We start from the raw sequence: 24,639 nt of genomic DNA on the forward strand, positions 1-24,639 counted from the left end.
CTATGTCCTTGCAGAACATGCGCTTGTTTGCCTACAAACTCATGTCGGCCCCAAGTTCTGCCTGATTTTCTGGATTTTTCAGCAAATTCATGCCGGAACCGTCTGCGCATTCTCGACGTTCGGCAGAGATTTGATTATCCGATGCAGGCGACCGGGTGAGAACAGTGCCCAGCCTCACCCGGCTTGGCCGTACATGCAAAAGAGGAAATCGTTAAAACGGCTCCTCAGGAGACTGCCCTTAAAGTCTTAGACGTTAAAGCTGACTTTTTAGCCGGTTTTTTAACTAAATTTACGCGCTATAAGCGAGCCTCTTGCAATTTCTGATGAAACCGTTTGCAGGTTTCAACTTGGAATTGCGTTCTGTTTTCCTGACTAAATCAGCGGTCTGGTCACGCCCGTCATTTGTGTCGTATGTCCAGAACAGGGAAGCGGCATGATGTCGAATCCCACGGTGCATGCCGAGGTAAAGAACGTGACAGATTCTGGCAAGGGGCAGCAAGGCCCCGATGGTAAAAAAGGGCGCGGGAACCCCAGCGAAAACAGTGGCAAGGCGGAAATCCGCGCACAGCGCAAGCTTGCCAATGAGGCTGAACGCGCACAGCGCAAGCAAGACCGCGTGGCCGAACGCGAGGCGCGGGGCAACGCCCGCAATGCCGGACGCAAGAAGGCCCCGGCCCCCGCCTTCATGGAACCGCCCGCCGAAGCCGCAGAAGCGTCGCCAGCCCCCATCGCGGCCCCTGCCGCCCCCGTTTCAAAGCCCGCAGCCCGCAGCGCGGTCCCGTTCAATATCCTGATCGTCGCGCAGCAGGGCCGTCTGGCCGCCGAGGCGGTGCTGTTCGCCGCCAGCCTGCGGCGCAATGCCCCCGATTGGAAAGGCCGCCTGATCGTCGCCGAGCCGCGCGAGGCCGAGGCATGGCAGGGCACCAGAACGCAGCTTGATGACCACAGCCGCGCCCTGCTGACCGGCTATGGCGCCGAAGTGCTGCCCTTCACCGCGCAGCATTTCGGCCGCGCCTATCCCTATGGCAACAAGATCGAGGCGCTGGCGCTGCTGCCGCCGGGTCAGCCCTTCGTGTTCTTCGACAGCGACACGCTGATCACCGGGCCGCTGGATCAGGTGGGTTTCGATTTCAACCGTCCCTCGGCCTCGATGCGCCGGTCGGGAAGCTGGCCCCAGCCGCCGCTTTACGGGCCGGGCTATACGCAGATCTGGCGCTCGCTCTATGACCGCTTCGGGCTGGATTTCGACAGCTCGCTGGATGCGGGCCAGCATGACGAACATTGGGAACGCTATCTTTATTTCAACGCGGGCTGGTTCTTCGGCGCCGATCCCGCCGAATTCGGTCGCCGCTTTCTGGACTGGTCGCTGGCGGTGCGCAATGATCCGGGCGACGCGCTGGCCTGTCAGAGCCTTGATCCCTGGCTGGATCAGATCGTGCTGCCGCTGGTCATCCATTCGCTGGGCGGCGGTCGTCCCGGTCCTGAACTGAACGGGCTGGACGGCGCGGCAAGCTGCCACTATCGCAATCTGTCGCTGCTCTATGCCCGCGAATCCGACGCAGCCGTTGCGCTGGTCGAGGATCTGCTGCGCGACCCGCAGATCGCCCCGCTGTTTGCGGCGGACAAGGCAGCGCAGCAATTGGTGACGGGCGGCGAAGGTCGCAGCAAGGTCCGCCCGATGTTCTCTGACGCCGCGAACCAGTCCGAACAGCCGATCCGGCAGAAACTGAAACGCGAAGGTTTCTGGTTCCGCTGAACCGAAAAAGGCCCCGGAGAATGCTCCGGGGCCTTGTCACCTTATCCCAGCGCCGCGTCACAGCGGGCGCAGGTGCCCGGATGCGCGTGGCTGCCGACATCGGGCAGGATCTTCCAGCAGCGCTGGCATTTTTCGCCCTCGGCAGGCTCGAACACCACGCCGACGCCCGGCACGTCGGACAGTCGGAACGCCTCGGACGGGGCGGGATTGCCGGTCAGGCTCAGACCCGAGGTGATGCAGATATCGGCGAAATCCACCGATTTCAGCGCCGCCAGTGCCTGCGCATCCTCGACATGAACCACGGGGGCCGCCTCAAGGCTGGCACCGATGGTCTTGTCGCTGCGCTTGATCTCCAGCGCCGCCGTCACCACGCGGCGGGCGCGGCGGATGCCGTCCCATTTCTGCGCCAAGGGCTCATTCAGCCAATCGGCGGGCGTCACCGGGAAGTCGTGCAGATGCACGCTGTCATCCTCACCTGGGAAGCGGCTCAGCCAGACATCCTCCATGGTAAAGGGCAGGATCGGCGCCAGCCACGTCACCAGACGGTGGAACAGCATATCCAGCACCGTGCGCGCCGCGCGGCGCTGCAGGCTGCCCGGCGCGTCGCAATACAGCGCGTCCTTGCGGATGTCGAAATAGAAGGCCGACAGATCCACGGTCGCGAACTGGAACACGGTCTGGAACGCGCCCTGAAAATCATAGGCATCATAGCTTTTGCGCAGATGATGGTCGATCTGCGCCAGACGGTGCAGCACCCATTGCTCCAGCTCGGGCATGTCCTTCAGCGGCACGCGTTCGGCATCGGTGAACCCGTCCAGATTGCCCAGAACAAAGCGCAGCGTGTTTCGCAGCCGGCGATAGCTGTCGGCGGTGCCCTTCAGGATCTCTTTGCCGATGCGCAGATCGGCGGTGTAATCCGCCTGCGCCACCCACAGCCGCAGAATGTCGGCGCCGTATTCCTTGATGACATCGGCCGGAGAAACGGTGTTCCCCAGCGATTTGGACATTTTCATGCCCTTTTCATCCAGCGTAAAGCCATGCGTCAGCACACCCTTATAGGGCGCGCGCCCCTTGGTCGCGCAGGCTTGCAGCAGCGAGGAATGGAACCAGCCGCGATGCTGGTCGGTGCCTTCCAGATACAGATCGGCGATGCCGTCCGGGCTGCCATCGGCGCGGTCGCGGATCACGAAAGCATGTGTCGAGCCTGAATCGAACCAGACATCCAGCACGTCCATGACCTGATCGTAAGCCTCGGGATCGGCCACGCCATCCAGCATCGTCGCCTTGAAATCGGCGTGATACCAGACATCTGCGCCGTCTTTCTCGAAAGCTTCGATGATGCGGTCATTGACGCGCTGATCGCGCAGCAGAAAATCCGCATCATCGGGCCGCGCGCCCTTCCTGACGAAACAGGTCAGCGGCACACCCCAGGCGCGCTGGCGCGACAGCACCCAGTCGGGGCGGTTCTCGATCATCGAATACAGACGGTTGCGCCCGGTCTGCGGCGTCCAGCGCACCAGCTTGTCGATGCTGGTCAGTGCGCGCGTGCGGATCGTGTCGCCATATTCGCCCATGCCGTCATCCAGCCTGCGGTCGATGGCGGCAAACCATTGCTGCGTGTTGCGAAAGATCAGCGGCGCCTTTGACCGCCAGCTATGCGGATAGCTGTGCTTGATCTTGCCCTTGGCCAGCAGGGCACCGGCATAGGCCAGTTGCTTGATGACGCTGACATTGGCCGGACCTTCCGCGCCTTCGGGCGTCAGAATGGCCTGCCCGCCAAAGATCGGCAGATCGGCGCGATAGGAACCGTCCGGCTCGACATTATAGGTCATGGGCAGGCCGAACTTCAGACCCAGCTGATAATCGTCGTCGCCATGGCTGGGGGCGGTATGCACAAACCCCGTGCCCGCATCCTCGGTCACATGATCGCCGGGCAGCAGCGGCACGTCGAAATCCCACTCGCCCGCACCGCCTTCGATGCCGTGGAAGGGATGGGCCAGCGTCACGCCGTCCATCTCGGCGGCGGTCACATCGCGCAGGCGCTGGAAACCCGTCACCTTGGCCGATCCCATCACGCCTTCGGCCAGGGCATCGGCCAGCAGCAGCAATTCGCCCGGCTTGGCGCTGGCAGTCTCGGCCGCCTCATCGACCTGATACATCCCGTAGGCGATGGCCGGATTGAAGGCCACGGCGCGGTTTTGCGGAATGGTCCACGGCGTCGTGGTCCAGATCACCACGCTGACCGGCTTCTCTGTTCCCCAAATACTCTGCGGCGCCTGCACCCCGAACCGCACCCAGATCGTGTGGCTGGTATGGTCGTGATATTCGACCTCGGCCTCGGCCAGCGCGGTCTTTTCGACCGAGGACCACATGACCGGCTTCGAGCCCTGATACAGCGCGCCGTTCATCAGAAGCTTCATGAACTCGGCCGCGATCACCGCCTCGGCGTGATAGTTCATCGTCAGATAGGGATCGTCCCATTTGCCGATGATGCCCAGACGCTTGAATTCGTCGCGCTGGATATCGACCCAGCCCTGCGCGAAGGCGCGGCATTCCTGCCGGAACTCGACGACATCGACCTCGTCCTTGTTCTTCTGCTTCTGGCGATACTGCTCCTCGATCTTCCATTCGATCGGCAGGCCGTGGCAGTCCCAGCCGGGGACATAGCGCGCATCGCGGCCCATCATTTGCTGGCTGCGGGTGATGAAATCCTTCAGCACCTTGTTCAGTGCGTGACCGATATGCAGGTTGCCATTCGCATAGGGCGGGCCGTCATGCAGGATGAAGGGCGTGCGGCCCTCTTTGCGGCGCAGCCGGTCATAGATGCCCAGACGTGCCCAGCGGTCCAGCCATTCCGGCTCGCGCTGGGGCAGGCCGGCGCGCATGGGGAAATCGGTCTGGGGCAGGAAAACGGTGTCGCGATAGTCGGGCGCGTCGGTGGTCGTGTCGCTCATCTGGCGGGGATCCTTCGGTGGCAGGGCTGGCATGCGTAACCCGACGGCGAAGGAACCCCTAAGCCGCCGGGCGGGTAATTCGAATGATGCAGCCCGTGCTGAACATGGTCGCGGTTATAGGAAACCGCCCGCATGCCTGCAAGCGCGGCTTGCAGCCCGCCCGTCGCTGGGGCAAGTCCTGCGCATGGGTTTCAAGATCGCCATCATCGGGGCCGGGATCGGCGGGCTGGCCGCCGCGGCTTTGCTGGCGCGCGATGCGCATGACGTGACCCTGTTCGAGCGTTTCCCCGCGCCGCGCCCGCTAGGCTCGGGGTTGGTGATCCAGCCGGTGGGGCTGGCGGTGCTGGATCATCTGGGGCTGGGGCATAAGACCCGGGCGCTGTCCAGTCCCATCGCGCATATGCTGGGCCATTCCGCGCGCCGGGTGGCGCTGGATGTGCATTATCCTGCCGATGCGCCGGGACGCGGCATCCACCGCGCGGCGCTGTTTCAACTGCTGTGGCAGGGGGTGCAGGATCAGGGCGTGCCGATCATCTGCGGGGCAAGGGTCACCGCCGCGACGCCCGACGGGCGCGGGCGGCGGCTGGTTCTGGATGACGGGCGCGATGCCGGGCGCTTCGATCTGGTGGTGGATGCGGCGGGGGCGGGGTCGGACCTGTCGCCGATGCGGGCACGGGCCTTGGGCTATGGCGCGATCTGGGGCACGGTGCCATGGCCCCGGACCGCGCTGCGCCGCGACCAGTTGCGCCAGCAGTATCGCGGCGCCAGCCGCATGGCGGGTGTCCTGCCCATCGGCAGGCTTGCGGACGATCCGACGCCGCTTGCCGCCATCTTCTGGTCGATGCCACTGGCCGAGCTGGACGCATGGCCGCACCGCCCCATCGGCGACTGGCAGGCCGAGGTCACGGCGCTTTGGCCGCAGATGCAGCCGTTTCTGGCCACGATCACCCGCAATGAGCAGATGACGGTGGCGCGCTATGGCCATGGCACGCTGCGTCGCCCCTGGTCGGCGGGGCTGGTGCATATCGGCGATGCGGCGCATCGCGCCAGCCCGCAACTGGGTCAGGGGGCGAATATGGCGCTGCTGGATGCCATGGCGCTGGCCCATGCCTTGCGCGGCAAAGGCGATGCCTTGCGTGACACGCATGAGGTCCTGTCGGACTATGCCGCCATGCGGCGCTGGCATGTGCGGATCTATCAAGGGATGAGCGCGATGTTCACGCCCATGTATCAGTCGGGCAGCCGCAGCCTGCCATGGCTGCGCGATCTGGCGCTGGCCCGCAGCTCGAACCTGCCATTCGTGCGCCCTGTGCTGACGCATCTGGTGGCGGGCACGATGCTGCCGCCTTTGGCCGGGACCAGATGGCCTTGAACCGCTAAGCTTGACCGGGCGGCCTTGACCAAGTGCCCTTGAACCGGCGGCCTTGACCTTGCCCGCCCGCGCGCCCCATATCGCGGGCATGATCCCGCCGCGCATTCCCGTCACACCCGACCAGATCGACCGTGTTATCGCCACCTTCTATGGCGCGATCCGGCGGCACGAGGTGCTGGGCCCGGTCTTTGCCGCCCATATCACCGACTGGCCCGCGCATGAGGCAAAGATCGCCGCCTTCTGGCGCAATGCCATCCTGTATGAGCGCGGCTATGACGGCAGCCCGATGCGTGCGCATCTGCAGGCGGGCAATGTTCAGGCGCGGCATTTCCCCGACTGGCTGGCGCTGTTTGACGAAACCCTGCGCCGCTCGTTGCCCGATGACGCGGCGCGGGCATGGTCGGCACTGGCCCATCGCATTGGCGCGGGACTGCGCATGGGCGTCGAAGGGATGCATCGCGATGCCGCCATGCCTCCGGTCTTGCGATGAAAGGAAACGCCATGAAAATCGATTATGTGGAATTCAACTCGGCCGATCTGGGCGCGACGAAGCAGTTCTTCAGCGATGCCTTCGGCTGGGGCTTCAACGATTACGGCCCGGACTATCAGGAAATCGTCGATGGCGGTATCTCGGGCGGGATTGCGGCGGGGGGCTCGGCGCCGCCGCTGATCATTCTGAAAACCGATGATTTGCCCGCCGCACTGGCGCGCGTGACCGCCGCAGGGGCGCAGATCACCAAGCCGATCTTCGATTTTCCCGGCGGCAAGCGGTTCCAGTTCCGCGAGCCGGGCGGCACGGAAATGGCCGTCTGGTCCGAGCGTTAGACCCGCGGCGGCCGCGCCTTATAGGTCGGCAGCCGCCATCCAAGCGTCATGCTGCCCGCGCGCAGCGCCAGAACCACCATGCCGCAGACGATCAGCGCAGCGCCGCGCGGCATGCCCACATAGATCAGGATGACCGCCGCCAGCGCGCCACCGAAGGCGGCGGTGATGTAAAGTTCGCCCTGTTTCAGCACCAGCGGCACCTCATTGCCGACGACATCGCGCATCATGCCGCCCAGCGTGCCGGTGATGACCCCCATGGCGACCGTCACCACCGGATCCGCGCCCGCAGCCAGCGCCGTGCCGACGCCTGCCGGGATCGCCACCGCCAAGGCAAAGGCGTCCAGCCAGATCAGCACCCGGTAGCGGCTTTCCAGCAGATGCGCGGTAAAGAACACCAGCACCGCCGCGGCCGAGGTCAGCAGCAGCAGTTCCGACCGCTCGATCCAGAACGGCGTGCGGCCCAGCAGCAGATCGCGCAGCGTGCCGCCGCCGATGCCGGTCAGCGTCGCGAAGAAGATGAAGCCCGTGATGTCAAGCTGACCCCGGCTGGCGACCAGCGCGCCGGTCAGCGCAAAGACCAGAACGCTGGCGTAATCCAGCAAGGGCAGCAGATGGCTAAGGCTCACCGGCTTTCACCTTTGCGGGTTTGAAGGGGGCCATTCCGGCGCGGGCCAGTTCATCGGCACGTTCGTTTTCGGCATGTCCCGCATGGCCCTTGATCCATTCCCAGCGCACGCTGTGGCGGGCCTGCGCGGCGTCAAGGCGCTGCCACAGTTCGGCATTCTTCACCGGCTTCTTGTCCGCCGTGCGCCAGCCATTGCGTTTCCAGCCATGGATCCACTGCGTCACACCGTTTTTGACATAGGCGCTGTCGGTGGTCACGGTGATCTGGCTGGCGCGGGTCAGCACCTCGAGCGCCTGAATTGCGGCCATCAGTTCCATGCGGTTATTGGTGGTGTCAGGCTCGCCGCCCGACAGTTCGCGTTCCTTCAGGATGGCTGCGCCGTCCATCGCGCGCATCAGCACGCCCCAGCCGCCGGGTCCGGGATTGCCGCTGCAGGCGCCATCGGTCCATGCGTAAAGCGCGCTCATGCCGTCAGCGCCCGATGGCCGGGCAGGGCGGCGATGCGGTCCAGCCATGCGGCAATGGCCGGAAACCGCGCCATGTCGAAGCCGCCGCGGTCGCCCGCCGAATGGGTATAGGCATAAAGGCAGATATCGGCCAGCGAGGGGGCATCGCCCACCAGCCAGTCGCGGCGCGACAGGCGGTCCTCCATGATCTGCAGATTGGCATGGCCCGCCTCCAGCAGCGCGGCCAGCCGGTCGGGCGTCGCCTGCGCGCGGCGGTGGGGATAGCTCAGAAGCGCGGCGCGCACGGCAATCGTGCCCTCATGCTGGTTCTGTTCCCAAAACAGCCATGACAGCATCTGGGTGCGCTGGAACGGGTCGGCGGGCACGAAGGCCGTGCCTTCGCCCAGCCAGAACAGGATCGCGTTCGATTCCGGCAGCAGGCGGCCATCGTCCAGTTCCAGCACCGGTGCCTTGCCGAAAGGCAGCCGCCCCTCGGCCTTGGCGCTGTCCAGCGCGTCGGTCTGATATTCCACATCCACCGTCGGCACGTCGCGCCCCAGCAGCGACAAAAGCAGCCGCACCTTATAGCTGTTCCCGGACGAGGGCATTGAATACAGACGCATTTTCTTACCTGCCTTGGATGTTCAGGGCAGCAGTATAGGCGTGAATGCCGCGCGCCGGAACCCGCGATCAGGCTTTGGGCAGATAGGGGATCGCCCCGGCCAGATCGGTATCGTCGATCACCCGGAAATGACTGACCGAGCCATCCTGCCGCGCCTTGCCATAGGGCGCGTAATCCGGGTCATTGGCAAAGGCATGGGCCGAGGCGCGGTCGGGAAACTGGATCAGCGCGATCAGGGTTTCGTCCGTCGCCGCGCCTTCCAGCGTCTCGATATTGCCGCTGCGCGACAGGTAACGCCCGCCATGTCTGGCCGCGATGTCGTGCACATGCGTGGCGTAATCGGGCACCCATGCGTCATCGGTGATCTTCACCTCGGCGATCAGGAATGCGGTCATGGTCGTTTCCTCCCCAAAACGAAACTGCCGCCAGCATAGCGGCGGCAGCGCGGATCGGGCAATCGCGACCTTAGGCTTCCCGCAAGACGCGCGGCACCTTGAATTCGACGTTTTCGCGGGCGGTTTCGATCATGTCCACCGTCACGTCATAGCGGGCGCGGAAGGCGTCGATCACCTCATTGACCAGCACCTCGGGGGCGGATGCGCCGGCCGTCACCCCGACCGAGCGCGCGCCTTCGATCGCGCGCCAGTCGATCTGATCGGCACGCATGACCAGTTGCGAATAGGCACAGCCCGCCGCACGCCCCACCTCGACCAGACGGCGCGAGTTGGAACTGTTCGGCGCACCGATCACGAACAGCGCGTCGATGCGGTCGGCAATCGCCTTGACCGAGGCCTGACGGTTCGTGGTGGCGTAGCAGATATCTTCCTTGGCGGGGCCGACGATGGCAGGAAAGCGCGCCTGCAGGGCCGCGACAATGGCTGCGGTGTCATCGACCGACAGCGTGGTCTGGGTGATGAAGGCCAGCCTGCCCGGATCGCGCGGCGTGATATGGGCCACATCGTCCACGGTTTCGACCAGAAGCACCTCGCCCTCGGGCAACTGGCCCATGGTGCCCAGCACCTCGGGGTGGCCTTCATGGCCGATCATGACCATCTGCAGGCCCGCCGCGTGGTGACGCTCGGCCTCGACATGGACCTTGCTGACAAGCGGGCAGGTGGCGTCGACAAACACCATCTCGCGCCGCCGCGCCTCGGCGGGGACGGCCTTGGGCACGCCATGCGCCGAAAAGATCACCGGGCGGTCATCGGGACATTCATGCAGTTCCTCGACAAAGACCGCGCCCTTGTCGCGCAGGCTGTCGACGACGAATTTGTTGTGCACGATCTCGTGACGGACATAGACCGGAGCGCCCCATTTCTGCAGCGCCATTTCGACGATCTTGATCGCACGGTCGACACCGGCGCAAAAGCCGCGCGGCGCTGCCAGATAAAGCGTAAGGGGCGGTTTCGTGTCCATGCCCATCACCTAGCGTTCCGCCCGCGCTGCCGCAAGGCTAGTGCCCGTCAAATTCGGTCAGCGCATGGACATCATGGCCCAACCCCTCAAGCAGGGTGCGCCCGCCCAGATCGGGCAGGTCGATCACGAATGCGCAACCGACGATCTGCGCGCCCAAGCGTTCGCACAGCTTGATCGCCGCCGCCGCCGTGCCGCCGGTGGCCAGAAGATCGTCGACGATCAGCACACGTTCGCCCGGCTGCAGCGCATCGTCATGCAACTCCATCACCGCTTCGCCATATTCCAGCGCATAGGCCTCGCTGATGACGGCGCCGGGCAGCTTGCCCTTCTTGCGGATCGGCACGAAGCCCACCGAAAGCTGATGCGCCACTGCGCCGCCAAGGATAAAACCCCGCGCCTCAAGCCCGACGACCTTGCTGATGCGTTCGCCCGCATAGGGCGTCAGCAACTGATCCACCGCCATGCGAAAGCCGCGCGCATCGGCGAAAAGCGTGGTCACGTCGCGAAACAGGATGCCCTCTTTGGGGAAATCCGCGATGGTGCGGATATAGTCGCGCACGCTGCGGGTATCGCGCGGCGGCATCAGGGACGCTCCATTTCAAAGGTGTCGGTGGTGATAGCGTAATCCTTGTAGCCCAGCCGCGACAGATAGCCCGAGGCGGGGACAAAGCGGCCGTCGACAAGGCAATCGGGGCGGATATGGATGCCGGTGACGACGCCCATCACCATGATGTTCGCCTCGCCCGCCAGCCGCACCACCCGCGTCATGCGGCATTCCAGACTGGCGGCGGCATGGGCCACGCGCGGGCAGTCGATGGTTTCGCATTCGGCCATCTCGATGCCCACGGCCTCGAATTCGCTGCTGCCCGCTGGCAGGGCGGCGCTGCTGGCATTGACCTGTTCGCGCATCGCGCCATCGGCGATGTTGATGCAGAAGACCCGGCTTTCGGCGATCTGCGCCACGCTGTCCTTGGTGCCCGGCCGGTCGGGCTTGGACGCGGTCGAGCTGAACATCAGCTGCGGCGGCACATAGGCCGTCAGGTTGAAGAACGAATAGGGCGCAAGGTTGTCTCCCATCGCGCCGCGGCTGGACACCCAGCCGATGGGACGGGGGGCCACCAGCGCATTCAGCGGATTATGCGGCAGGCCATGGCCGGTCTCGGGTCGGTAGAACATGGGCTTTTCCTTCTATCCGATTGCCGGGCGCGGATTTTCCACGCCGCGTCTCAGGGAACGATCTGCCTGCCCGGTCGTTCCCCGTCAAGCGTCGGCACGGTCAGGGCGACAGGCTGCGATAAAATTATGCGCAGATGCCAGATCGGCTGTTTTCGTATCGGCGCTTTGATGTTAGGGGGGCCGCGCTTCTGACCGACGCACCCGCTTTGACCCCCGACTGATTTGAGGCAGGATGTATCACCTTTCCCCCGAAACATCTCAGGACACGCCCGAGGTCGAGGCGCTGATGGATCTGTGCTTCGCGCCGGGCCGCAGCGCGCTGTCGTCCTATCGCCTGCGCGAGGGGGTGCCGCCCGTGCTGGCGCTGTGTCTGGTGCTGCGCGACGATGCCGGGGTGTTGTTGGGGGCGATCCGCTATTGGCCGGTGCGCGTGGCGGGCAAGCCCGTGCTGCTGCTGGGGCCGGTCGCCGTGCACCCCACGACCCAGGGCGAGGGGCTGGGTGCGTTGTTGATGCGCGAAAGTCTGGCCCGCGCGGATGAACTGGGCTGGGCGCGGGTCATGCTGGTGGGCGATCTGCCCTATTACCAGCGCTTCGGCTTTGCCAAGCTCGAGGGCGTGGTGATGCCGCCGCCCACCAACCCCGACCGCGTGCTGGGGCTTGATCTGGACGACGGCGCCTGGGCAGGCATTCAGGGCGATGTCGAACGTGAGACACGGCGCGATGTCGTCGCGGGCCTTGCCGAAATCCGCCGCGATCCCCCCAGAAGTCAGGCCGGGGTGGATTACGACCCGCAGGCCCGGGCGATCATTCGGGGAAAGTGAACGCCTCGGGGTGGTTCTCCAGACTGCCCGTCAGCGCGGCAAACAGGATGGTGCGGCCATCGATCGATTCCGCGCCGCCGCCGATATTCAGCCATGTCAGGCTTTGCGGGCCGTTCTCCTCGGGCTGGTCCGAGATCACGCCATGCATCGGACCGCCTTCGGCATAGACCACGGCAATCTGATGGGCCGCGCAGTCATGCGGCTTGCAGGCCGTCATCGCCAGCCATTCGCGCCCGCCGAAGCGCACGGGAACCGCAGGCGTGACGACCGCGCCCGTGCGCAGCCAGTCCGGCATGGTCCGGCCCTGCGCCATCTTGGCATAGGCTGCGGCAAGCCCGGCATCCTTGTCCAGATCGGCCAGCGTCAGCCCGTCTTGGGCAAATGCCGCCGCAGGCAGCATGGCGGCGAAAAGCATCGTCAGGGTTTTCATCGGGACACCTCATATCGCTCGGTCTGGCCAATCTGGCATGGCCGGGGATGACAAGGAACCCCGCGCGCCCTATCTCGTTTTATAGCGAATGCAAAAAGCCAAGGTATCCAAGGGATGACCGATCACACGCCGATCCCCACGCGGCAGGCCGTGTTGCCGCCGATCAACGATCCGACCATTCACGCCGAAATCGACCGGCTGGCCCAGCGCTATCTCAGCGCGGGCGGCATCGCCATGGAGGTGATGAACGCCGTCGGCGGCCGGGCCGAGGATCTGATCCAGCGCCTACCGAAACCCGTGCGCGGGCGCATCGACAAGATCACCTATGCCGCGCTTGATCGGGCGTTCGATGCCGCCTCCCGTTCGCGCGGAATGCTGCGTAACCGGGGCGACTGGTTCAACCGCGCGCTCTCGACTGCCTCGGGCGCGGCCGGCGGCTTTGCGGGCATCGCGGGCGCCACGGTCGAAATGCCCGTCACGGTGACGCTGCTCTTGCGCGCCATCATGGATATCGCCGCCGAACACGGCTTCGATCCCGACAGCGACGTTGCCCGGCGCGAGGCGCTGCATGTCTTCGCCTCGGCCGGTCCGCTGGCCAGCGACGAGGGCGCGGATCTGGGCCTGCTGGCCGCGCGCATGGCCATCACCGGCCAGACGGTGCAGACCCTGATCGCCAAGGTGGCGCCCAAGCTCTCGGTTTCGCTGGCCCAGAAGCTTGCGGCGCAGACCGTTCCGCTGTTCGGTGCCGTGGCGGGCGCGGCCATCAACTACAATTTCACCCGCTACTATCAGGAAATCGCCCGCGTCCAGTTCGGCCTGCTGCGCCTGTCCGAGGAAACCGGCGTCCCGCGCGAAGCCCTGGTCGAAGCCTTGCTCTTGCGCATGGAACAGCGCCGCCCCGGCTCGACCCGCAAGACGCTGCGCCGCGCCTGATCTCCTTGTTTTCTAAATACCCCGGGGTCCGGGGCAGCGCCCCGGTCCGGCCGCTATTACTCGGCGGCAAGTTCCAGCGGTGATGCCCCGGCTTCAAGATGCGCAATTCCCAAGGGCGCGCTGGGCCGCGCCAGCCGCGACCGGACAATCCACAACAGCCGCTCCTGCGCGCGGGTGATCGCGACATAGGTCAGCCGTTTCCACAACGGCACCCCGGCCTCGGTGCGGTTCGACCATGCCGCGGCGGAAATATCGGGCGCAAAGACCTGCACATCGGGCCATTGCGACCCTTGCGCCTTGTGGATGGTGACCGCAGCGCCATGCAGGAATGTCGCGCCCATCCGCGCGGCAAAGGGAATAAACGGCTCCTCGACATCCGGCATCTCGATCTTGACGATGCTTGCCGCAGACAACCGAGGATCCTCGGCACCCACGACATGCAGCCGCGAAAAGCCGGGCTTGCGTCCAGGCCCCAGATAGACCACCTGAGCGCCCTTGATCAGGCCCCGCGCTTCCAGATCGATGCGCTTCTTGCGATGCTTCAGCGGCAGTTCCAGCCCATCGCAGATCAACGGCTCGCCCGGCAGCAACGCATCCCCCGGCGCACCATAGGCCGTGCGGAAGGCTTGGATCAGCTTGATGCGGGTGGCATTGCGCCAGACCAGCACCGGACTTTGCGCCATCAGATCGGATTCCACACGCTCGGCCCAGACCACGCGCTCATCGCGGCGCGCGGCGTCCTGAACCATGCGCTCGAAACCCGCGAAATCCAGCGCCGGATCGGCCAGAGCATGCGCAAGATCCAGAATGGGGCTGTCCGTCGTCTGGCGGTGAACGCGGTTCAGCATCAACTTCTGCGAGGCCGCCAGCCGGTCAAAGACCATTTCCCCAGATTGCCCCACCGGGGCCAGCTGCGCAGGGTCGCCAAACAAGATCAGCAGCGGAAAGATCTCACGCAGATCGTCGAATTGCTTTTCATCCAGCATCGAGGATTCGTCGATCAGCCCGATATCCAGGCCATCCTCGCGGCGTTTCCAGCCGCGGATGAAATCCGACCCCCGCAGTCCCGCCGCAGCCAGCGCGCCGGGGATCGAGGCATGCTGGTCGTAAAACGCCTTCGCCCGGTCCAGCGCCGCATCGGTCAGCCCCTCGATCACGCCCTCGACCACCGGACGCTCGCCCGCGCCGGTCAGCCAATCGGCGATGCGCTCGTAATCCGGATCATAGACCGGCGTATACAGGATGCGATGGATCGTCGTCGCAGGCACGCCGCGCGTGCGCAGGACGAATGCCGCCTTGTTCGTCGGGGCCAGAATGGCGACGGTGCGCCGTTCCTTGCGCTTCTTGCCCTCATAGTCGCCCGACACGATCTCGACGCCGGCGGCTTTCAAAGCCGCAGTCAGCTGCGCCAGCAGAAGCGTCTTGCCCGAACCCGCCTTGCCAATGACCGCCATGACGCGGCCCTTGCCCTCGGTTGGCGGCTGCACCTCCTCGGATAAAAGATCCACCCCCACGCCCTCCAACGCGGCAGCGATGGCGTCCCAGGCTTCGGCCTGATCGGGGGAAAGGGTGGGCAGGGTCATGCGATCTTGTAGCCCCGCCGCGCGACCTCGGAAAGGCCGTTCCTGCCGCCAATGTCGCGTTTTGGGTATTTGTAAAACAAGGAATGCCTGAGGCGCCGTTCTTGGTTTCCTTGTTTTTCAAATACCCATGCCAGGGCTGCGGTCAGGCGCGGCGGTGCATGTCAGGCGCGATCATCCTTGGCCGAGCCCATCACGACATGGGTGGTGATGGTCGAGATCTGCGGAAATGCGCCCAGCACCTCAGTGTGGAAGCGGCGATAGGATTCCAGATCGCGCACCTCGACCCGCAGCAGGTATTCCACCGATCCGGTGATGTTATGGCATTCGCGGACCTGCGGGGCCGCAAGGCAGGCGCGTTCAAAGGATTGCTGCGCCTCGTTGGAATGCTGGGACAGGCCGACGGTGACATAGGCCGTGAAGCCTGCCTCACGCGCGGCGGGATGGATGACCGCGCGATAGCCGGTGATGGCGCCGCGCCGTTCCAGTTCCTGCACCCGCCGCAAGCAGGCCGAGGGCGACAATCCGATCTCGGCGGCCAGCTGTTGATTCGGGATGCGGCCATTGCGCGACAGGATCTGCAATATCCGCGCGGAGACGGGGTCTTTCTCGGGCGTGGGTTGCAGCATCTGATCCTCGTCTCACAACATAAATCATAAATTGCGTGCAAAACGGCATATGATCCGCCGAGATTTCATCGGAAGACATCCACATGTCGCAGCACATCGTTCTGGCGCTTGCCGCCTTTGCCTTCGTGACCTCGATCACGCCCGGTCCGAACAACCTGATGCTGATGGCATCGGGTGCGAATTTCGGAATGCGGCGCACGCTGCCGCATATGCTGGGCGTGACCTTCGGGTTTGGAGCGATGGTCGGTCTGCTGGGGCTTGGCCTCGACCGGATCATTGCGCAGGCACCCTTTGTCGCGCAAGGGTTGAAATGGATCAGTCTGCTCTATGTGCTTTGGCTGGCATGGAAAATCGCCAGATCTGCCCCGCCTGTGGCGCAAGGTGACCCGCAGGCCCGCCCGATGGGCTTTCTGGCGGCATCTGCCTTTCAATGGGTCAATCCAAAGGCATGGATGATGGCGCTGGGGGCGCTGTCGGCCTATGCGGCGGGCGCGGGCGGCGTGCTGGGCGTGGCGCTGGTCTTTACTGCCGTCAATCTGCCAGCTGTCGCGGTCTGGGCGGCCATGGGGCAGGCGCTGCGCGGCTGGCTGGCCGATCCTGTCCGGCTGCGGATCTTCAACATCGCGATGGCCGTCTTGCTGATCCTGTCGATGCTGCCGGTGCTCAGGCACTGATCCAGATCAGCCAGGCGACGCCCAGAACGATCAGCGCCATGCCCAGCAACTGGCGCGGTGCCGCCCCCTCGCGCAGCACGCGCCCCGAGACGATCTGCGCCATCACCACCTCGACCAGCGCAAGCGTGCGCACATTGGCCGCAGCGGTCAGCGCAAAGCCCATGAACCAGAAAAGCGAGGCGAAGGCACCCAGAAACCCGGCCTTCAGGGAATCGCGGCCATGGCGCGCAATGCCCGCCAGACCGGCGCGGTCGGCGCAGGCCATCCAGACCAGCATGACCGCGCTTTGCAGGGCAAGGCCCAGTACCAGCACCGTGGCCGCGCGTGTGACGAAATCGCCCTGCGGCAAGGCCAGAATTCCGCCGCGAAAGCCGATGGCGGACAGGCCGAACAGCCCGCCTGCCAGAACGCCAAGCGCGGCTGCGCCCCAACCGCCGCTGCGCCAGTTCAGCCCCGACATCAGCACGACGCCAAACGTGGCAATTGCGATGGCGGCCATGCGCGCCGGGCCAAGCGGTTCGGCCAGCAGCACGGCGCCCGCGATGGCCAGCGTCACCGGTTCGGTCTTCAGAAGCGCCGTGGTGACGCCGAAGGCCCGGCGGCGCATGGTGATCAGCATCAGTGCAGTCGCCGCGATCTGGGCCAGACCGCCCATGGCCGTCCACGCCAGCACCTGCGGACCCGGCAAGGGAATCGCGTGAAAAAGCGACCAGAGCAGCAGGAACAGCACCGCGAAGGGCAGCCCGAACAGGAAGCGCACCGCCGTCGCCCCCGTGGTGCCGATCTCGGCTGTCAGCCCGCGCTGCGCCGCATTGCGGGCGGTCTGGGCGGCCGCGGCGATCAGAGTGGCTGCGATCCACATGGCGTCAGCCGCGGATCGCCTCGAGCATGCGCGACACGTTGTCGGGATCGGCATCGGGGGTGATGCCATGGCCAAGGTTGAAGATATGCGGGCCGCCGCGGAAGGCCTGAACCACGCGGCGCGTTTCGGCCTGCAAGGCCGGGCCGCCCGTCACCAGCAGGCGCGGGTCCAGATTGCCCTGCACGCAGCCGTCGGTCTGCACATGTGCCGCCGCCCATTCCGCATCGACCGAATTGTCCAGCGCCACGCAATCTGCGCCGACCGCGCGGGCAAAGCCTTGGTAGCGCGGCCCGGCCTCGCGCGGGAAGGCGATGACCGGCACATCCGGGTGGCGGGCCTTCAGCGCCGAGATGATGCGGGTTGCGGGCGTCAGCGCGAAATCGTCGAAGTCCTGCCCCTTCAGCGACCCGGCCCAACTGTCGAAGAGCTTGACCACCTCGGCCCCGGCCTCGATCTGGGCCGAGAGATATTCGACGGTCGCGCGGGTAATCAGGTCGATCAGCGCGGCAAAGCCTTCGCGATCGGTATCCTTGAAGGCATGCGCCGGGGCCTGATCGGGCGTGCCGCGACCGGCGATCATATAGGTCGCGACCGTCCATGGCGCACCGGCAAAGCCGATCAGCGTGGTGTCGCGCGGCAATTCGCGCGACAGGATGCGCACGGTGTCATAGACCGGGGCCAGCGTGTCGTGGATGTCATCGACATAGCGCAATTGCGCATAGCCGCGCATGTCGGTCACCGTGGACAGGCGCGGGCCTTCGCCCTGCACGAACCACAGATCCAGCCCCAGCGCCTGTGGGATCAGCAGGATATCGGCAAACAGGATCGCCGCGTCGAAGCCATAGCGGCGGATCGGTTGCAGCGTCACCTCGGCGGCAAGCTCGGGGTTGTAGCACAGCGACAGAAAGTCGCCCGCCTGCGCGCGTGTGGCGCGGTATTCGGGCAGATAGCGCCCCGCCTGCCGCATCATCCAGACCGGAGGAGTGGGCAGACGCTCGCCCGCAAGGGCACGCAGGATGGTTTTCTGGGTCATGTTCACCTCGGGGTTCCGACCCTTCAAGGGATGTGCGCCCCCGTTGTCAAGGCCGCGAGGGGGCGCTAATCCCTTGGGCATGACCCAGATGCCTGACACCCGCACCCCCCTTCGCATCGGCACGCGCGGCTCGGCGCTGGCGCTTGCGCAGGCGCATGAGACCCGCGACCGGCTGATGGCCGCGCATGGTTTGCCCGCCGAAGCCTTTGTCATCGTGCCGATCAAGACCACCGGCGACCGCGTGCAGGACCGCGCGTTAAGCGAGATCGGCGGCAAGGGCCTGTTCACCCGTGAAATCGAGGATGCGCTGCTGTCGGGCGAGATCGACATCGCCGTGCATTCGATGAAGGACATGCCGGTGGCGCAGCCGGGTGGCCTGCTGATCGACTGCTATCTGCCACGCGAAGACGTGCGCGACGCCTTTGTTTCGCCGCATGTCGACGGCATCGCGGATCTGCCGCAAGGGGCGGTCGTCGGCTCGTCCAGCCTGCGCCGCCGGGCGCAATTGCTGTCGCGGCGGCCCGATCTGCACCTGGTCGAGTTTCGCGGCAATGTGCAGACCCGGCTGCGCAAGCTGGCGGACGGCGTGGCGGTGGCCAGTTTTCTGGCCATGGCGGGGCTGTCGCGGCTGGGCATGGTCCATGTCGCCCGCAGCGCGGTGTCCCCCGAAGACATGCTGCCCGCCGTCGCGCAGGGCTGCATCGGGGTCGAGCGTCGGGCTGCGGACGCCCGCGCGGCCATGCTGCTTTCGGCGATCAACCATGCCGACAGCACGCTGCGTGTCGTGGCCGAGCGGGCGTTTCTTGCCCGGCTGGACGGGTCCTGCCAGACGCCCATCGCGGGGCTTGCCGAATTGCAGGGCGACCGTTTGCGCCTGCGCGGCGAGATCCTGCGCCCGGACGGCACCGAAGTCATCGCGGGCGAACGGGTCGGCCCGGCCAGCGACGGTGCCGCCATGGGCGACGATCTGGCGGCGGAATTGCGCACGCGCGCGCCTGCCGATTTCTTCGACTGGTCCTAAAGCGTCAAAAGAACCGCCAGCAACAGCGCCAGCAGCGCCATGCTGCGACGGTAGAGCGCCAGACCGGCCAGCAGATCCGCAGCCCCCGGATCGCGGGCCTCGGCATTCAGCCATGGCTCGTCGGTCGGGCGGCCCTGATAGCTGCGGGGGCCTGACAGGCGGATGCCAAGCGCGCCTGCCATCGCGGCCTCGGGCCAGCCGGCATTGGGCGAGCGGTGCTTGCCCGCATCGCGGCGCATGACCCGCCAGGCCTGTCGCGCACCCGCCTGCCCAGACCATGCCGCCGCCCATGCCGCCGCTACAAACAGCAGCCCCGTCAGCCGCGAGGCCGGGATGTTCACCACATCGTCCAGCCGCGCCGCGATGCGCCCGAACAGCAGATGGCGCGGGCTGCGATGGCCGATCATCGAATCCAGCGTGTTGATGGCCTTGTAGGCGGCAATCCCCGGCAGCCCGGCAATGGCCGCCCAAATGACCGGCGCGGTGATCCCGTCCGAGGTGTTTTCCGCCAGACTTTCCAGCGCTGCCCGCGCGATGGGGGCGGGATCATCGGGCAGATCGCGCCCGACGATCATCGCCGCCGCCTGTTTTGCCCCGGCCATGTCATCTGCCGCCAAAGGTCGGGCGACCGCTGTGACGTGATCGTGCAGCGACCGGCTGGCGACGAAAGGCCATGCCAGCAGACCCAGCAGCAACTCGGACATGGGCAGGGGGCGCAGCAGCGCGGTCAGCGCCCATGCGGGCAGGATGGCGGCCAGCAGAACGACCAGCACGGCCAGCCCGCCGCGCAGGATGCGGTGGCCGCCCTTGTTCCAGCGTCGGTCCAGCGCGCCGATCAGCCGCCCGATCCAGACCACCGGATGCGAGACGCGGCGATACAGCGCCTGCGGCCAGCCAAAGGCCGCATCCGCCAGCAGGGCTGTCAGCGCGATGGTCAGTGTCTCATGGCTCATGGGCATGGCTTATTGGGGGCCTCATGGGGGCGCGACCCGGTTCACGGCCTCGACCGCCCAGATGCCGGAATGCCGGGTCAGGATCGTCAGCGACAGGGGGGCCACGGCAAAGGACAGGGCGTCTGGGCCGACGACCAGTGCCAGCGCCGCGCGCACCGTTCCCGCATGGGCGACGATGGCGACGCTGCCCTGTGCGGCCTGCAGCACCGGCTGCACCCGCGCGGCCATGTCATCGAAGCTTTCGCCGCCATCGGGGCGATGGGCGGCAAGATCGGCGACAGGCAGCGGGCCAAGATCGGGAATCGGGCCGGTTTCCCATGCGCCGAAATCCTGTTCCCACAGGGCAGGGGTCACCTTGGCGCGCATGCCCATGGCGGCGCAGGTCTGGCGACAGCGCAGTGCCGGGCTGGTCAGCACGCAATCCGCCCCAAGCTGGCCGCGCAGCCAATCCAGCGCCGCCAGATCGCTGCAATCGGCGGGCACATCGCGCCGCCCCGCCAGTCCCGGACGGGCCAGCGGCGCGTGTCGCGCAATCAGGATACGGGCATGGCTCATGCCGGGCATGGATAACCGCAGCGCCTGTGCTGTCAACGCGACTTGACCTGCGCCGCGCCGCGTGCTGAAATAAATGAACATGTGTTCAATAATCGGAGGGGAGGCCGAATGTTCACGACCGGGATGCAGTTCGATCTGGGCGAGGATGTGAACGCGCTGCGCGACATGGTGCATCGCTGGTCGCAGGACCGTCTGGCGCCGATGGCCGCGCAGGTCGACCGCGACAATGCGTTTCCCAATGCGCTATGGCCGGAATTCGGCGAATTGGGCCTGCTGGGCGTCACCGTGCCGGAAGAATGGGGCGGGGCGGGCATGTCCTATCTGGCCCATGTCGTCGCGACCGAGGAAATCGCCCGCGCCAGCGCCAGCATCAGCCTGTCCTATGGCGCGCATTCCAATCTGTGCGTGAACCAGATCAAGCTGAACGGCAGCGACGAACAGCGCGCGAAATACCTGCCCGCGCTATGTGCCGGAACCGCGGTCGGCGCGCTGGCCATGTCCGAAGAGGGCGCAGGCAGCGATGTCGTCTCGATGAAGCTGCGCGCGGAAAAGCGCAATGACCGCTATGTGCTGAACGGCAACAAGTACTGGATCACCAACGCCCCCGATGCCGACACGCTGGTCGTCTATGCCAAGACCGACCCGGATGCGGGATCCAAGGGCATCACCGCCTTCATCGTCGAACGCGGCATGGCGGGGTTTTCCACCAGCCCGCATTTCGACAAGCTGGGGATGCGCGGCTCGAGCACGGGCGAGCTGATCTTTCAGGATTGCGAGGTCCCCTTCGACAACGTGCTGGGCCGTGAAGGCGGCGGGGTGCGGGTGCTGATGTCGGGGCTGGATTTTGAACGCGTGGTGCTGTCGGGCATCGGCCTTGGCATCATGGCGGCCTGTCTGGATGAGGTGCTGCCCTATGTCCGCGAGCGGCGGCAGTTCGGCCAGCCCATCGGATCGTTCCAGCTGATGCAGGGCAAGATCGCCGACATGTATGTCGCGCTGAACACCGCCCGCGCCTATGTCTATGAGGTGGCGCGCGCCTGCGATGCCGGCCGGGTGACGCGACAGGACGCGGCGGGCGCGGTGCTTTACGCCAGCGAACAGGCCATGGTGCAGGCGCATCAGGCCGTGCAGGCGCTGGGCGGGGCGGGCTTTCTGAACGACAGCACTGTCAGCCGCCTGTTCCGCGATGCCAAGCTGATGGAGATCGGCGCCGGAACATCCGAGATCCGGCGAATGTTGATCGGGCGTCAACTCATGGAGCTTACCTGATGCGCATTCTGCCCGCCGCCCTTCTTGCAACCCTGCCTTTCGCCGCGCCCGCGCTGGCCCAGCAGGACGTCGTGACCTATGATGCCGACGCCGTGACGGCCTGCCTGTCTGCGGCGACCGATGACGGCCAGCGTTGGGCCTGTATCGGACAGGCCTCGGATGGCTGCATGGCGGCGCCCGGTGGCGCAAGCACGGTCGGCATGACGCAATGCCTTGGTCACGAACGCGCCGACTGGGACAGGCTGCTGAACGACAATTACGCCAAGCTGGTTGCGCAGACCAAGGACAGCGACGCAGGCAATGCGCAGCCTGTCTTGCCCGCCTTGCAGGCCATGCAGCGCGACTGGATCGCCTTTCGCGATGCAAGCTGCACATTCGCGGCGCTGCAATTTCAGGGGGGCACGGCGGCAGGCCCGGCGGGCGAAAGCTGCCTGCTGCAACTGACCGGCGAACAGGCCCTGCGGCTGGGCAGCTCTCTGGGCGATACGCCATGAAAGCCGCGCTCCTTGCCCTGCTGATCGCGCCCCCGGCCTTTGCCGGGGACAGTTCCGGCTTTGACCCGGCGGCGATCGACCAATGCCTTGAGGCCGCGCAGACGCAGGGCGCGCGCGCCGATTGTGCCGATGCCGGGATGCAGGCCTGCCTTGACTATGCGACCGCGCGATATACGGGCGACGACGCCGATTTCCCGATGGCGAATTGCCTCGATGCCGCGCATCAGGCATGGGAAGCGAAGCTGACCGCCACCTATGCCGATGCTGTGGCGCAACTGCCCGCCCAGCCCCTGCGCGCGGCGGAACGCGACTGGATCGCCTTCCGCGCGGCACTTTGCGCCGTCCCCACGGGGGATCTGGCCAAGGCCCGCTGCATCCGCGACGAAACCGCCCGCCAGACGGCGCTGCTGATCTCGATGGAGCCATCATGAAACTGCCGACCCGCGCCCTGCCTGCTTCTGAAACCTTCCGCGCCAACCGACAGGCGCATCTGGATATGCTGGCCCAGATGCGCGAGGCCGCCGAGGTGGCCGCGGCAGGCGGCGGGCAGGCGGCGCTGGCCCGCCATACGTCACGCGGCAAGATGGCGCCGCGCGACCGGGTGGCGAACCTGCTGGATCCCGGCGCGCCGTTTCTGGAAATCGGCGCGACGGCGGCGCATGGCATGTATGACGGCGCAGCCCCTGCGGCGGGCGTGATCGCGGGCATCGGTCGCGTGATGGGGCAGGATGTGATGGTCGTGGCCAATGACGCGACGGTCAAAGGCGGCACCTATTACCCGATGACCGTCAAGAAACACCTGCGCGCGCAGGAAATCGCCGAGGAATGCGAACTGCCCTGCATCTATCTGGTCGATAGCGGCGGCGCGAACCTGCCCAATCAGGATGAGGTCTTTCCCGACCGCGACCATTTCGGGCGCATCTTCTACAATCAGGCGCGCATGTCGGCCAAGGGCATCGCCCAGATCGCGGTGGTCATGGGCTCGTGCACGGCGGGAGGGGCCTATGTCCCGGCCATGTCGGATGTGACCATCATCGTGCGCGATCAGGGCACGATCTTTCTGGCCGGCCCGCCGCTGGTCAAGGCCGCCACCGGCGAAATCGTCACCGCCGAGGATCTGGGCGGCGGCGATGTGCATACGCGGCTGTCGGGCGTGGCCGATTATCTGGCCGAAGACGACGCCCATGCCCTTGCCATGGCCCGCCGCGCCGTCGGCAACCTGAACCGCACCCGCCATGTACCGCGTCAGACCTCCGAGCCGCCCGCCTATGACCCCGAGGAGATCCTCGGCATCGTGCCCGCCGATCTGCGCACCCCCTATGACATCCGCGAGGTGATCGCCCGCGTCGTGGATGGCTCGCGCTTTGACGAATTCAAACCCCGCTTCGGCGAAACGCTGGTGACGGGCTTTGCCCATATCGACGGCATGGCGGCGGGCATCATCGCCAATAACGGCGTGATCTTCTCCGAGGCCGCGCAAAAGGGCGCGCATTTCATCGAACTCTGCAGCCAGCGCCACATCCCGCTGGTGTTCCTGCAAAACGTCACCGGCTTCATGGTCGGGCGCAAATACGAAAACGAAGGCATCGCGCGCCACGGTGCCAAGATGGTGACGGCGGTGGCGACGACCAGCGTGCCCAAGATCACCATGCTGGTCGGCGGCAGCTTCGGGGCGGGCAATTACGGCATGTCGGGCCGCGCCTACAGCCCACGCTTCCTGTGGACATGGCCCAATTCCCGCATCTCTGTCATGGGCGGCGAACAGGCGGCGGGGGTGCTGGCCACGGTGCGCCGCGACGGCATCGAACGCAAGGGCGGCACATGGTCCGCCGAGGATGAGGCCGAATTCAAACGTCCCACCATCGAGATGTTCCAGAAGCAGTCCCACCCGCTCTATGCCTCGGCCCGGCTCTGGGATGACGGCATCATCGACCCGCGCCACACCCGTCAGGTCCTGTCGCTGTCTCTGGCCGCCAGCCTGAATGCCGCTATCCAGCCGACACGCTTCGGCATCTTCCGCATGTGACGGCCCGGAATGATCCAAATGATCCAGCCCCGCCACACCCCAGCAGGCGACGCGCCGATGCCTTCTTCGTTCCGCAAATACTCCACGGGGGTCCGGGGGTGTGAAACCCCCGGCTTGCCGCATGAGCCACGCGCCGTGTGTGCAGCACCCCGGCGAAAGGTAAGC

At 65.9% G+C, this 24,639-nt stretch carries 27 protein-coding genes; 12 read left to right on the forward strand and 15 right to left on the reverse strand.

Annotated elements, in window-relative coordinates; genetic code table 11:
• Window positions 1-433 precede the first annotated feature (433 nt).
• The gene (locus tag GL284_RS12635; protein ID WP_341870533.1) at window positions 434-1,756 is read left to right on the forward strand and encodes a hypothetical protein; all 1,323 of its coding nucleotides are present in this window, start codon (window positions 434-436) and stop codon (window positions 1,754-1,756) included.
• A gap of 41 nt (window positions 1,757-1,797) precedes the next feature.
• Here GL284_RS12635 and ileS read toward each other — a convergent pair whose 3' ends face one another.
• Window positions 1,798-4,710, reverse strand: a complete 2,913-nt coding sequence (gene ileS, locus GL284_RS12640) for an isoleucine--tRNA ligase (protein ID WP_155044992.1) — start codon at window positions 4,708-4,710, stop codon at window positions 1,798-1,800.
• Between the two features lie 184 nt (window positions 4,711-4,894).
• Between ileS and GL284_RS12645 the strand changes: the two genes are divergently transcribed.
• The 3 genes from GL284_RS12645 (at window position 4,895) to GL284_RS12655 (ending at window position 6,907) form a co-directional block, all read left to right on the forward strand.
• Window positions 4,895-6,082, forward strand: coding sequence for an FAD-dependent oxidoreductase (locus GL284_RS12645; RefSeq protein ID WP_155044993.1), 1,188 nt, complete (start codon window positions 4,895-4,897; stop codon window positions 6,080-6,082).
• Between the two features lie 88 nt (window positions 6,083-6,170).
• Window positions 6,171-6,572, forward strand: coding sequence for a group III truncated hemoglobin (locus tag GL284_RS12650; RefSeq protein WP_155045083.1), 402 nt, complete (start codon window positions 6,171-6,173; stop codon window positions 6,570-6,572).
• Between the two features lie 11 nt (window positions 6,573-6,583).
• Window positions 6,584-6,907: a VOC family protein gene (locus GL284_RS12655; protein ID WP_155044994.1), complete on the forward strand. Its 324-nt coding sequence runs from the start codon at window positions 6,584-6,586 to the stop codon at window positions 6,905-6,907.
• Here the strand turns inward: GL284_RS12655 and GL284_RS12660 are convergent.
• The 7 genes from GL284_RS12660 to GL284_RS12690 form a co-directional block, all read right to left on the reverse strand.
• Complete coding sequence (locus tag GL284_RS12660; RefSeq protein WP_341870370.1) at window positions 6,904-7,533, reverse strand: trimeric intracellular cation channel family protein; 630 nt, start codon at window positions 7,531-7,533, stop codon at window positions 6,904-6,906. The two genes, GL284_RS12655 and GL284_RS12660, sit on opposite strands and share 4 nt — an antisense overlap.
• Complete coding sequence (gene rnhA, locus GL284_RS12665) at window positions 7,523-7,999, reverse strand: ribonuclease HI (protein ID WP_155044995.1); 477 nt, start codon at window positions 7,997-7,999, stop codon at window positions 7,523-7,525. The genes GL284_RS12660 and rnhA overlap by 11 nt, the downstream gene beginning before the upstream one ends.
• A complete protein-coding gene (locus GL284_RS12670; protein ID WP_155044996.1) occupies window positions 7,996-8,601 on the reverse strand; it encodes a glutathione S-transferase family protein in 606 nt (201 codons plus the stop codon). Before GL284_RS12670 ends, rnhA begins: the two co-directional genes overlap by 4 nt.
• A 67-nt stretch (window positions 8,602-8,668) precedes the next feature.
• Window positions 8,669-8,995, reverse strand: coding sequence for a DUF1330 domain-containing protein (locus GL284_RS12675; RefSeq protein ID WP_155044997.1), 327 nt, complete (start codon window positions 8,993-8,995; stop codon window positions 8,669-8,671).
• Between the two features lie 70 nt (window positions 8,996-9,065).
• Complete coding sequence (gene ispH, locus GL284_RS12680; RefSeq protein WP_155044998.1) at window positions 9,066-10,016, reverse strand: 4-hydroxy-3-methylbut-2-enyl diphosphate reductase; 951 nt, start codon at window positions 10,014-10,016, stop codon at window positions 9,066-9,068.
• A gap of 37 nt (window positions 10,017-10,053) precedes the next feature.
• Window positions 10,054-10,599, reverse strand: coding sequence for an adenine phosphoribosyltransferase (locus GL284_RS12685; protein WP_155044999.1), 546 nt, complete (start codon window positions 10,597-10,599; stop codon window positions 10,054-10,056).
• On the reverse strand, window positions 10,599-11,192 hold the full coding sequence (locus GL284_RS12690) for a flavin reductase family protein (protein WP_155045000.1): 594 nt from the start codon (window positions 11,190-11,192) through the stop codon (window positions 10,599-10,601). Before GL284_RS12690 ends, GL284_RS12685 begins: the two co-directional genes overlap by 1 nt.
• A 232-nt stretch (window positions 11,193-11,424) precedes the next feature.
• Between GL284_RS12690 and GL284_RS12695 the strand changes: the two genes are divergently transcribed.
• Entirely contained in the window at window positions 11,425-12,015 is a 591-nt protein-coding gene (locus GL284_RS12695; RefSeq protein WP_155045001.1) for a GNAT family N-acetyltransferase, read from the forward strand.
• On the opposite strand, the gene GL284_RS12700 is transcribed toward GL284_RS12695, so the two are convergent.
• Entirely contained in the window at window positions 11,999-12,445 is a 447-nt protein-coding gene (locus GL284_RS12700) for an Ivy family c-type lysozyme inhibitor (protein WP_155045002.1), read from the reverse strand. The two genes, GL284_RS12695 and GL284_RS12700, sit on opposite strands and share 17 nt — an antisense overlap.
• A gap of 114 nt (window positions 12,446-12,559) precedes the next feature.
• Here GL284_RS12700 and GL284_RS12705 point away from each other — a divergent pair, with 114 nt between their 5' ends.
• On the forward strand, window positions 12,560-13,378 hold the full coding sequence (locus GL284_RS12705) for an EcsC family protein (protein WP_155045003.1): 819 nt from the start codon (window positions 12,560-12,562) through the stop codon (window positions 13,376-13,378).
• Between the two features lie 56 nt (window positions 13,379-13,434).
• On the opposite strand, the gene GL284_RS12710 is transcribed toward GL284_RS12705, so the two are convergent.
• On the reverse strand, window positions 13,435-14,961 hold the full coding sequence (locus GL284_RS12710; RefSeq protein ID WP_155045004.1) for an AAA family ATPase: 1,527 nt from the start codon (window positions 14,959-14,961) through the stop codon (window positions 13,435-13,437).
• Between the two features lie 161 nt (window positions 14,962-15,122).
• Window positions 15,123-15,587: an Lrp/AsnC family transcriptional regulator gene (locus GL284_RS12715; RefSeq protein ID WP_155045005.1), complete on the reverse strand. Its 465-nt coding sequence runs from the start codon at window positions 15,585-15,587 to the stop codon at window positions 15,123-15,125.
• Window positions 15,588-15,670: 83 nt separating this feature from the next.
• Between GL284_RS12715 and GL284_RS12720 the strand changes: the two genes are divergently transcribed.
• The gene (locus tag GL284_RS12720; RefSeq protein ID WP_155045006.1) at window positions 15,671-16,261 is read left to right on the forward strand and encodes a LysE family translocator; all 591 of its coding nucleotides are present in this window, start codon (window positions 15,671-15,673) and stop codon (window positions 16,259-16,261) included.
• Here GL284_RS12720 and GL284_RS12725 read toward each other — a convergent pair.
• Complete coding sequence (locus GL284_RS12725; protein WP_155045007.1) at window positions 16,251-17,123, reverse strand: DMT family transporter; 873 nt, start codon at window positions 17,121-17,123, stop codon at window positions 16,251-16,253. The two genes, GL284_RS12720 and GL284_RS12725, sit on opposite strands and share 11 nt — an antisense overlap.
• A gap of 4 nt (window positions 17,124-17,127) precedes the next feature.
• On the reverse strand, window positions 17,128-18,156 hold the full coding sequence (hemE, locus tag GL284_RS12730) for a uroporphyrinogen decarboxylase (RefSeq protein WP_155045008.1): 1,029 nt from the start codon (window positions 18,154-18,156) through the stop codon (window positions 17,128-17,130).
• Between the two features lie 79 nt (window positions 18,157-18,235).
• On the opposite strand from hemE, the gene hemC reads away from it, so the two are divergent.
• The gene (gene hemC / locus GL284_RS12735) at window positions 18,236-19,177 is read left to right on the forward strand and encodes a hydroxymethylbilane synthase (RefSeq protein ID WP_155045009.1); all 942 of its coding nucleotides are present in this window, start codon (window positions 18,236-18,238) and stop codon (window positions 19,175-19,177) included.
• On the opposite strand, the gene cbiB is transcribed toward hemC, so the two are convergent.
• Entirely contained in the window at window positions 19,174-20,136 is a 963-nt protein-coding gene (gene cbiB, locus GL284_RS12740; protein ID WP_155045010.1) for an adenosylcobinamide-phosphate synthase CbiB, read from the reverse strand. The genes hemC and cbiB overlap by 4 nt on opposite strands.
• A 15-nt stretch (window positions 20,137-20,151) precedes the next feature.
• On the reverse strand, window positions 20,152-20,694 hold the full coding sequence (locus tag GL284_RS12745; RefSeq protein ID WP_155045011.1) for a histidine phosphatase family protein: 543 nt from the start codon (window positions 20,692-20,694) through the stop codon (window positions 20,152-20,154).
• 99 nt (window positions 20,695-20,793) lie between these two features.
• Between GL284_RS12745 and GL284_RS12750 the strand changes: the two genes are divergently transcribed.
• Genes GL284_RS12750 through GL284_RS12765 form a run of 4 tightly spaced genes read left to right on the forward strand, consistent with a single transcriptional unit; the run spans window position 20,794 to window position 24,474 of the window.
• Window positions 20,794-21,954, forward strand: a complete 1,161-nt coding sequence (locus GL284_RS12750) for an isovaleryl-CoA dehydrogenase (RefSeq protein WP_155045012.1) — start codon at window positions 20,794-20,796, stop codon at window positions 21,952-21,954.
• Window positions 21,954-22,448 (forward strand): lysozyme inhibitor LprI family protein, encoded by a 495-nt coding sequence (locus GL284_RS12755; protein WP_230383057.1) that lies wholly within the window; start codon window positions 21,954-21,956, stop codon window positions 22,446-22,448. The genes GL284_RS12750 and GL284_RS12755 overlap by 1 nt, the downstream gene beginning before the upstream one ends.
• Window positions 22,445-22,879 (forward strand): lysozyme inhibitor LprI family protein, encoded by a 435-nt coding sequence (locus GL284_RS12760; RefSeq protein WP_155045014.1) that lies wholly within the window; start codon window positions 22,445-22,447, stop codon window positions 22,877-22,879. The genes GL284_RS12755 and GL284_RS12760 overlap by 4 nt, the downstream gene beginning before the upstream one ends.
• A complete protein-coding gene (locus GL284_RS12765) occupies window positions 22,876-24,474 on the forward strand; it encodes a carboxyl transferase domain-containing protein (RefSeq protein WP_155045015.1) in 1,599 nt (532 codons plus the stop codon). The genes GL284_RS12760 and GL284_RS12765 overlap by 4 nt, the downstream gene beginning before the upstream one ends.
• Window positions 24,475-24,639: the final 165 nt, after the last annotated feature.

This window comes from Paracoccus shanxieyensis (genome assembly GCF_009711265.1).
Classification (GTDB): domain Bacteria; phylum Pseudomonadota; class Alphaproteobacteria; order Rhodobacterales; family Rhodobacteraceae; genus Paracoccus; species Paracoccus shanxieyensis.

Excerpts from the sequence above, each read along its gene's own strand:
- GL284_RS12635 (WP_341870533.1), top strand. The coding sequence starts at position 434 with ATGATGTCGAATCCCACGGTGCATGCCGAGGTAAAGAACGTGACAGAT.
- ileS (WP_155044992.1), bottom strand. The coding sequence starts at position 4,710 with ATGAGCGACACGACCACCGACGCGCCCGACTATCGCGACACCGTTTTC.
- GL284_RS12645 (WP_155044993.1), top strand. The coding sequence starts at position 4,895 with ATGGGTTTCAAGATCGCCATCATCGGGGCCGGGATCGGCGGGCTGGCC.
- GL284_RS12650 (WP_155045083.1), top strand. The coding sequence starts at position 6,171 with ATGATCCCGCCGCGCATTCCCGTCACACCCGACCAGATCGACCGTGTT.
- GL284_RS12655 (WP_155044994.1), top strand. The coding sequence starts at position 6,584 with ATGAAAATCGATTATGTGGAATTCAACTCGGCCGATCTGGGCGCGACG.
- rnhA (WP_155044995.1), bottom strand. The coding sequence starts at position 7,999 with ATGAGCGCGCTTTACGCATGGACCGATGGCGCCTGCAGCGGCAATCCC.
- GL284_RS12670 (WP_155044996.1), bottom strand. The coding sequence starts at position 8,601 with ATGCGTCTGTATTCAATGCCCTCGTCCGGGAACAGCTATAAGGTGCGG.
- GL284_RS12675 (WP_155044997.1), bottom strand. The coding sequence starts at position 8,995 with ATGACCGCATTCCTGATCGCCGAGGTGAAGATCACCGATGACGCATGG.
- ispH (WP_155044998.1), bottom strand. The coding sequence starts at position 10,016 with ATGGACACGAAACCGCCCCTTACGCTTTATCTGGCAGCGCCGCGCGGC.
- GL284_RS12685 (WP_155044999.1), bottom strand. The coding sequence starts at position 10,599 with ATGCCGCCGCGCGATACCCGCAGCGTGCGCGACTATATCCGCACCATC.
- GL284_RS12690 (WP_155045000.1), bottom strand. The coding sequence starts at position 11,192 with ATGTTCTACCGACCCGAGACCGGCCATGGCCTGCCGCATAATCCGCTG.
- GL284_RS12695 (WP_155045001.1), top strand. The coding sequence starts at position 11,425 with ATGTATCACCTTTCCCCCGAAACATCTCAGGACACGCCCGAGGTCGAG.
- GL284_RS12700 (WP_155045002.1), bottom strand. The coding sequence starts at position 12,445 with ATGAAAACCCTGACGATGCTTTTCGCCGCCATGCTGCCTGCGGCGGCA.
- GL284_RS12705 (WP_155045003.1), top strand. The coding sequence starts at position 12,560 with ATGACCGATCACACGCCGATCCCCACGCGGCAGGCCGTGTTGCCGCCG.
- GL284_RS12710 (WP_155045004.1), bottom strand. The coding sequence starts at position 14,961 with ATGACCCTGCCCACCCTTTCCCCCGATCAGGCCGAAGCCTGGGACGCC.
- GL284_RS12715 (WP_155045005.1), bottom strand. The coding sequence starts at position 15,587 with ATGCTGCAACCCACGCCCGAGAAAGACCCCGTCTCCGCGCGGATATTG.
- GL284_RS12720 (WP_155045006.1), top strand. The coding sequence starts at position 15,671 with ATGTCGCAGCACATCGTTCTGGCGCTTGCCGCCTTTGCCTTCGTGACC.
- GL284_RS12725 (WP_155045007.1), bottom strand. The coding sequence starts at position 17,123 with ATGTGGATCGCAGCCACTCTGATCGCCGCGGCCGCCCAGACCGCCCGC.
- hemE (WP_155045008.1), bottom strand. The coding sequence starts at position 18,156 with ATGACCCAGAAAACCATCCTGCGTGCCCTTGCGGGCGAGCGTCTGCCC.
- hemC (WP_155045009.1), top strand. The coding sequence starts at position 18,236 with ATGACCCAGATGCCTGACACCCGCACCCCCCTTCGCATCGGCACGCGC.
- cbiB (WP_155045010.1), bottom strand. The coding sequence starts at position 20,136 with ATGCCCATGAGCCATGAGACACTGACCATCGCGCTGACAGCCCTGCTG.
- GL284_RS12745 (WP_155045011.1), bottom strand. The coding sequence starts at position 20,694 with ATGCCCGGCATGAGCCATGCCCGTATCCTGATTGCGCGACACGCGCCG.
- GL284_RS12750 (WP_155045012.1), top strand. The coding sequence starts at position 20,794 with ATGTTCACGACCGGGATGCAGTTCGATCTGGGCGAGGATGTGAACGCG.
- GL284_RS12755 (WP_230383057.1), top strand. The coding sequence starts at position 21,954 with ATGCGCATTCTGCCCGCCGCCCTTCTTGCAACCCTGCCTTTCGCCGCG.
- GL284_RS12760 (WP_155045014.1), top strand. The coding sequence starts at position 22,445 with ATGAAAGCCGCGCTCCTTGCCCTGCTGATCGCGCCCCCGGCCTTTGCC.
- GL284_RS12765 (WP_155045015.1), top strand. The coding sequence starts at position 22,876 with ATGAAACTGCCGACCCGCGCCCTGCCTGCTTCTGAAACCTTCCGCGCC.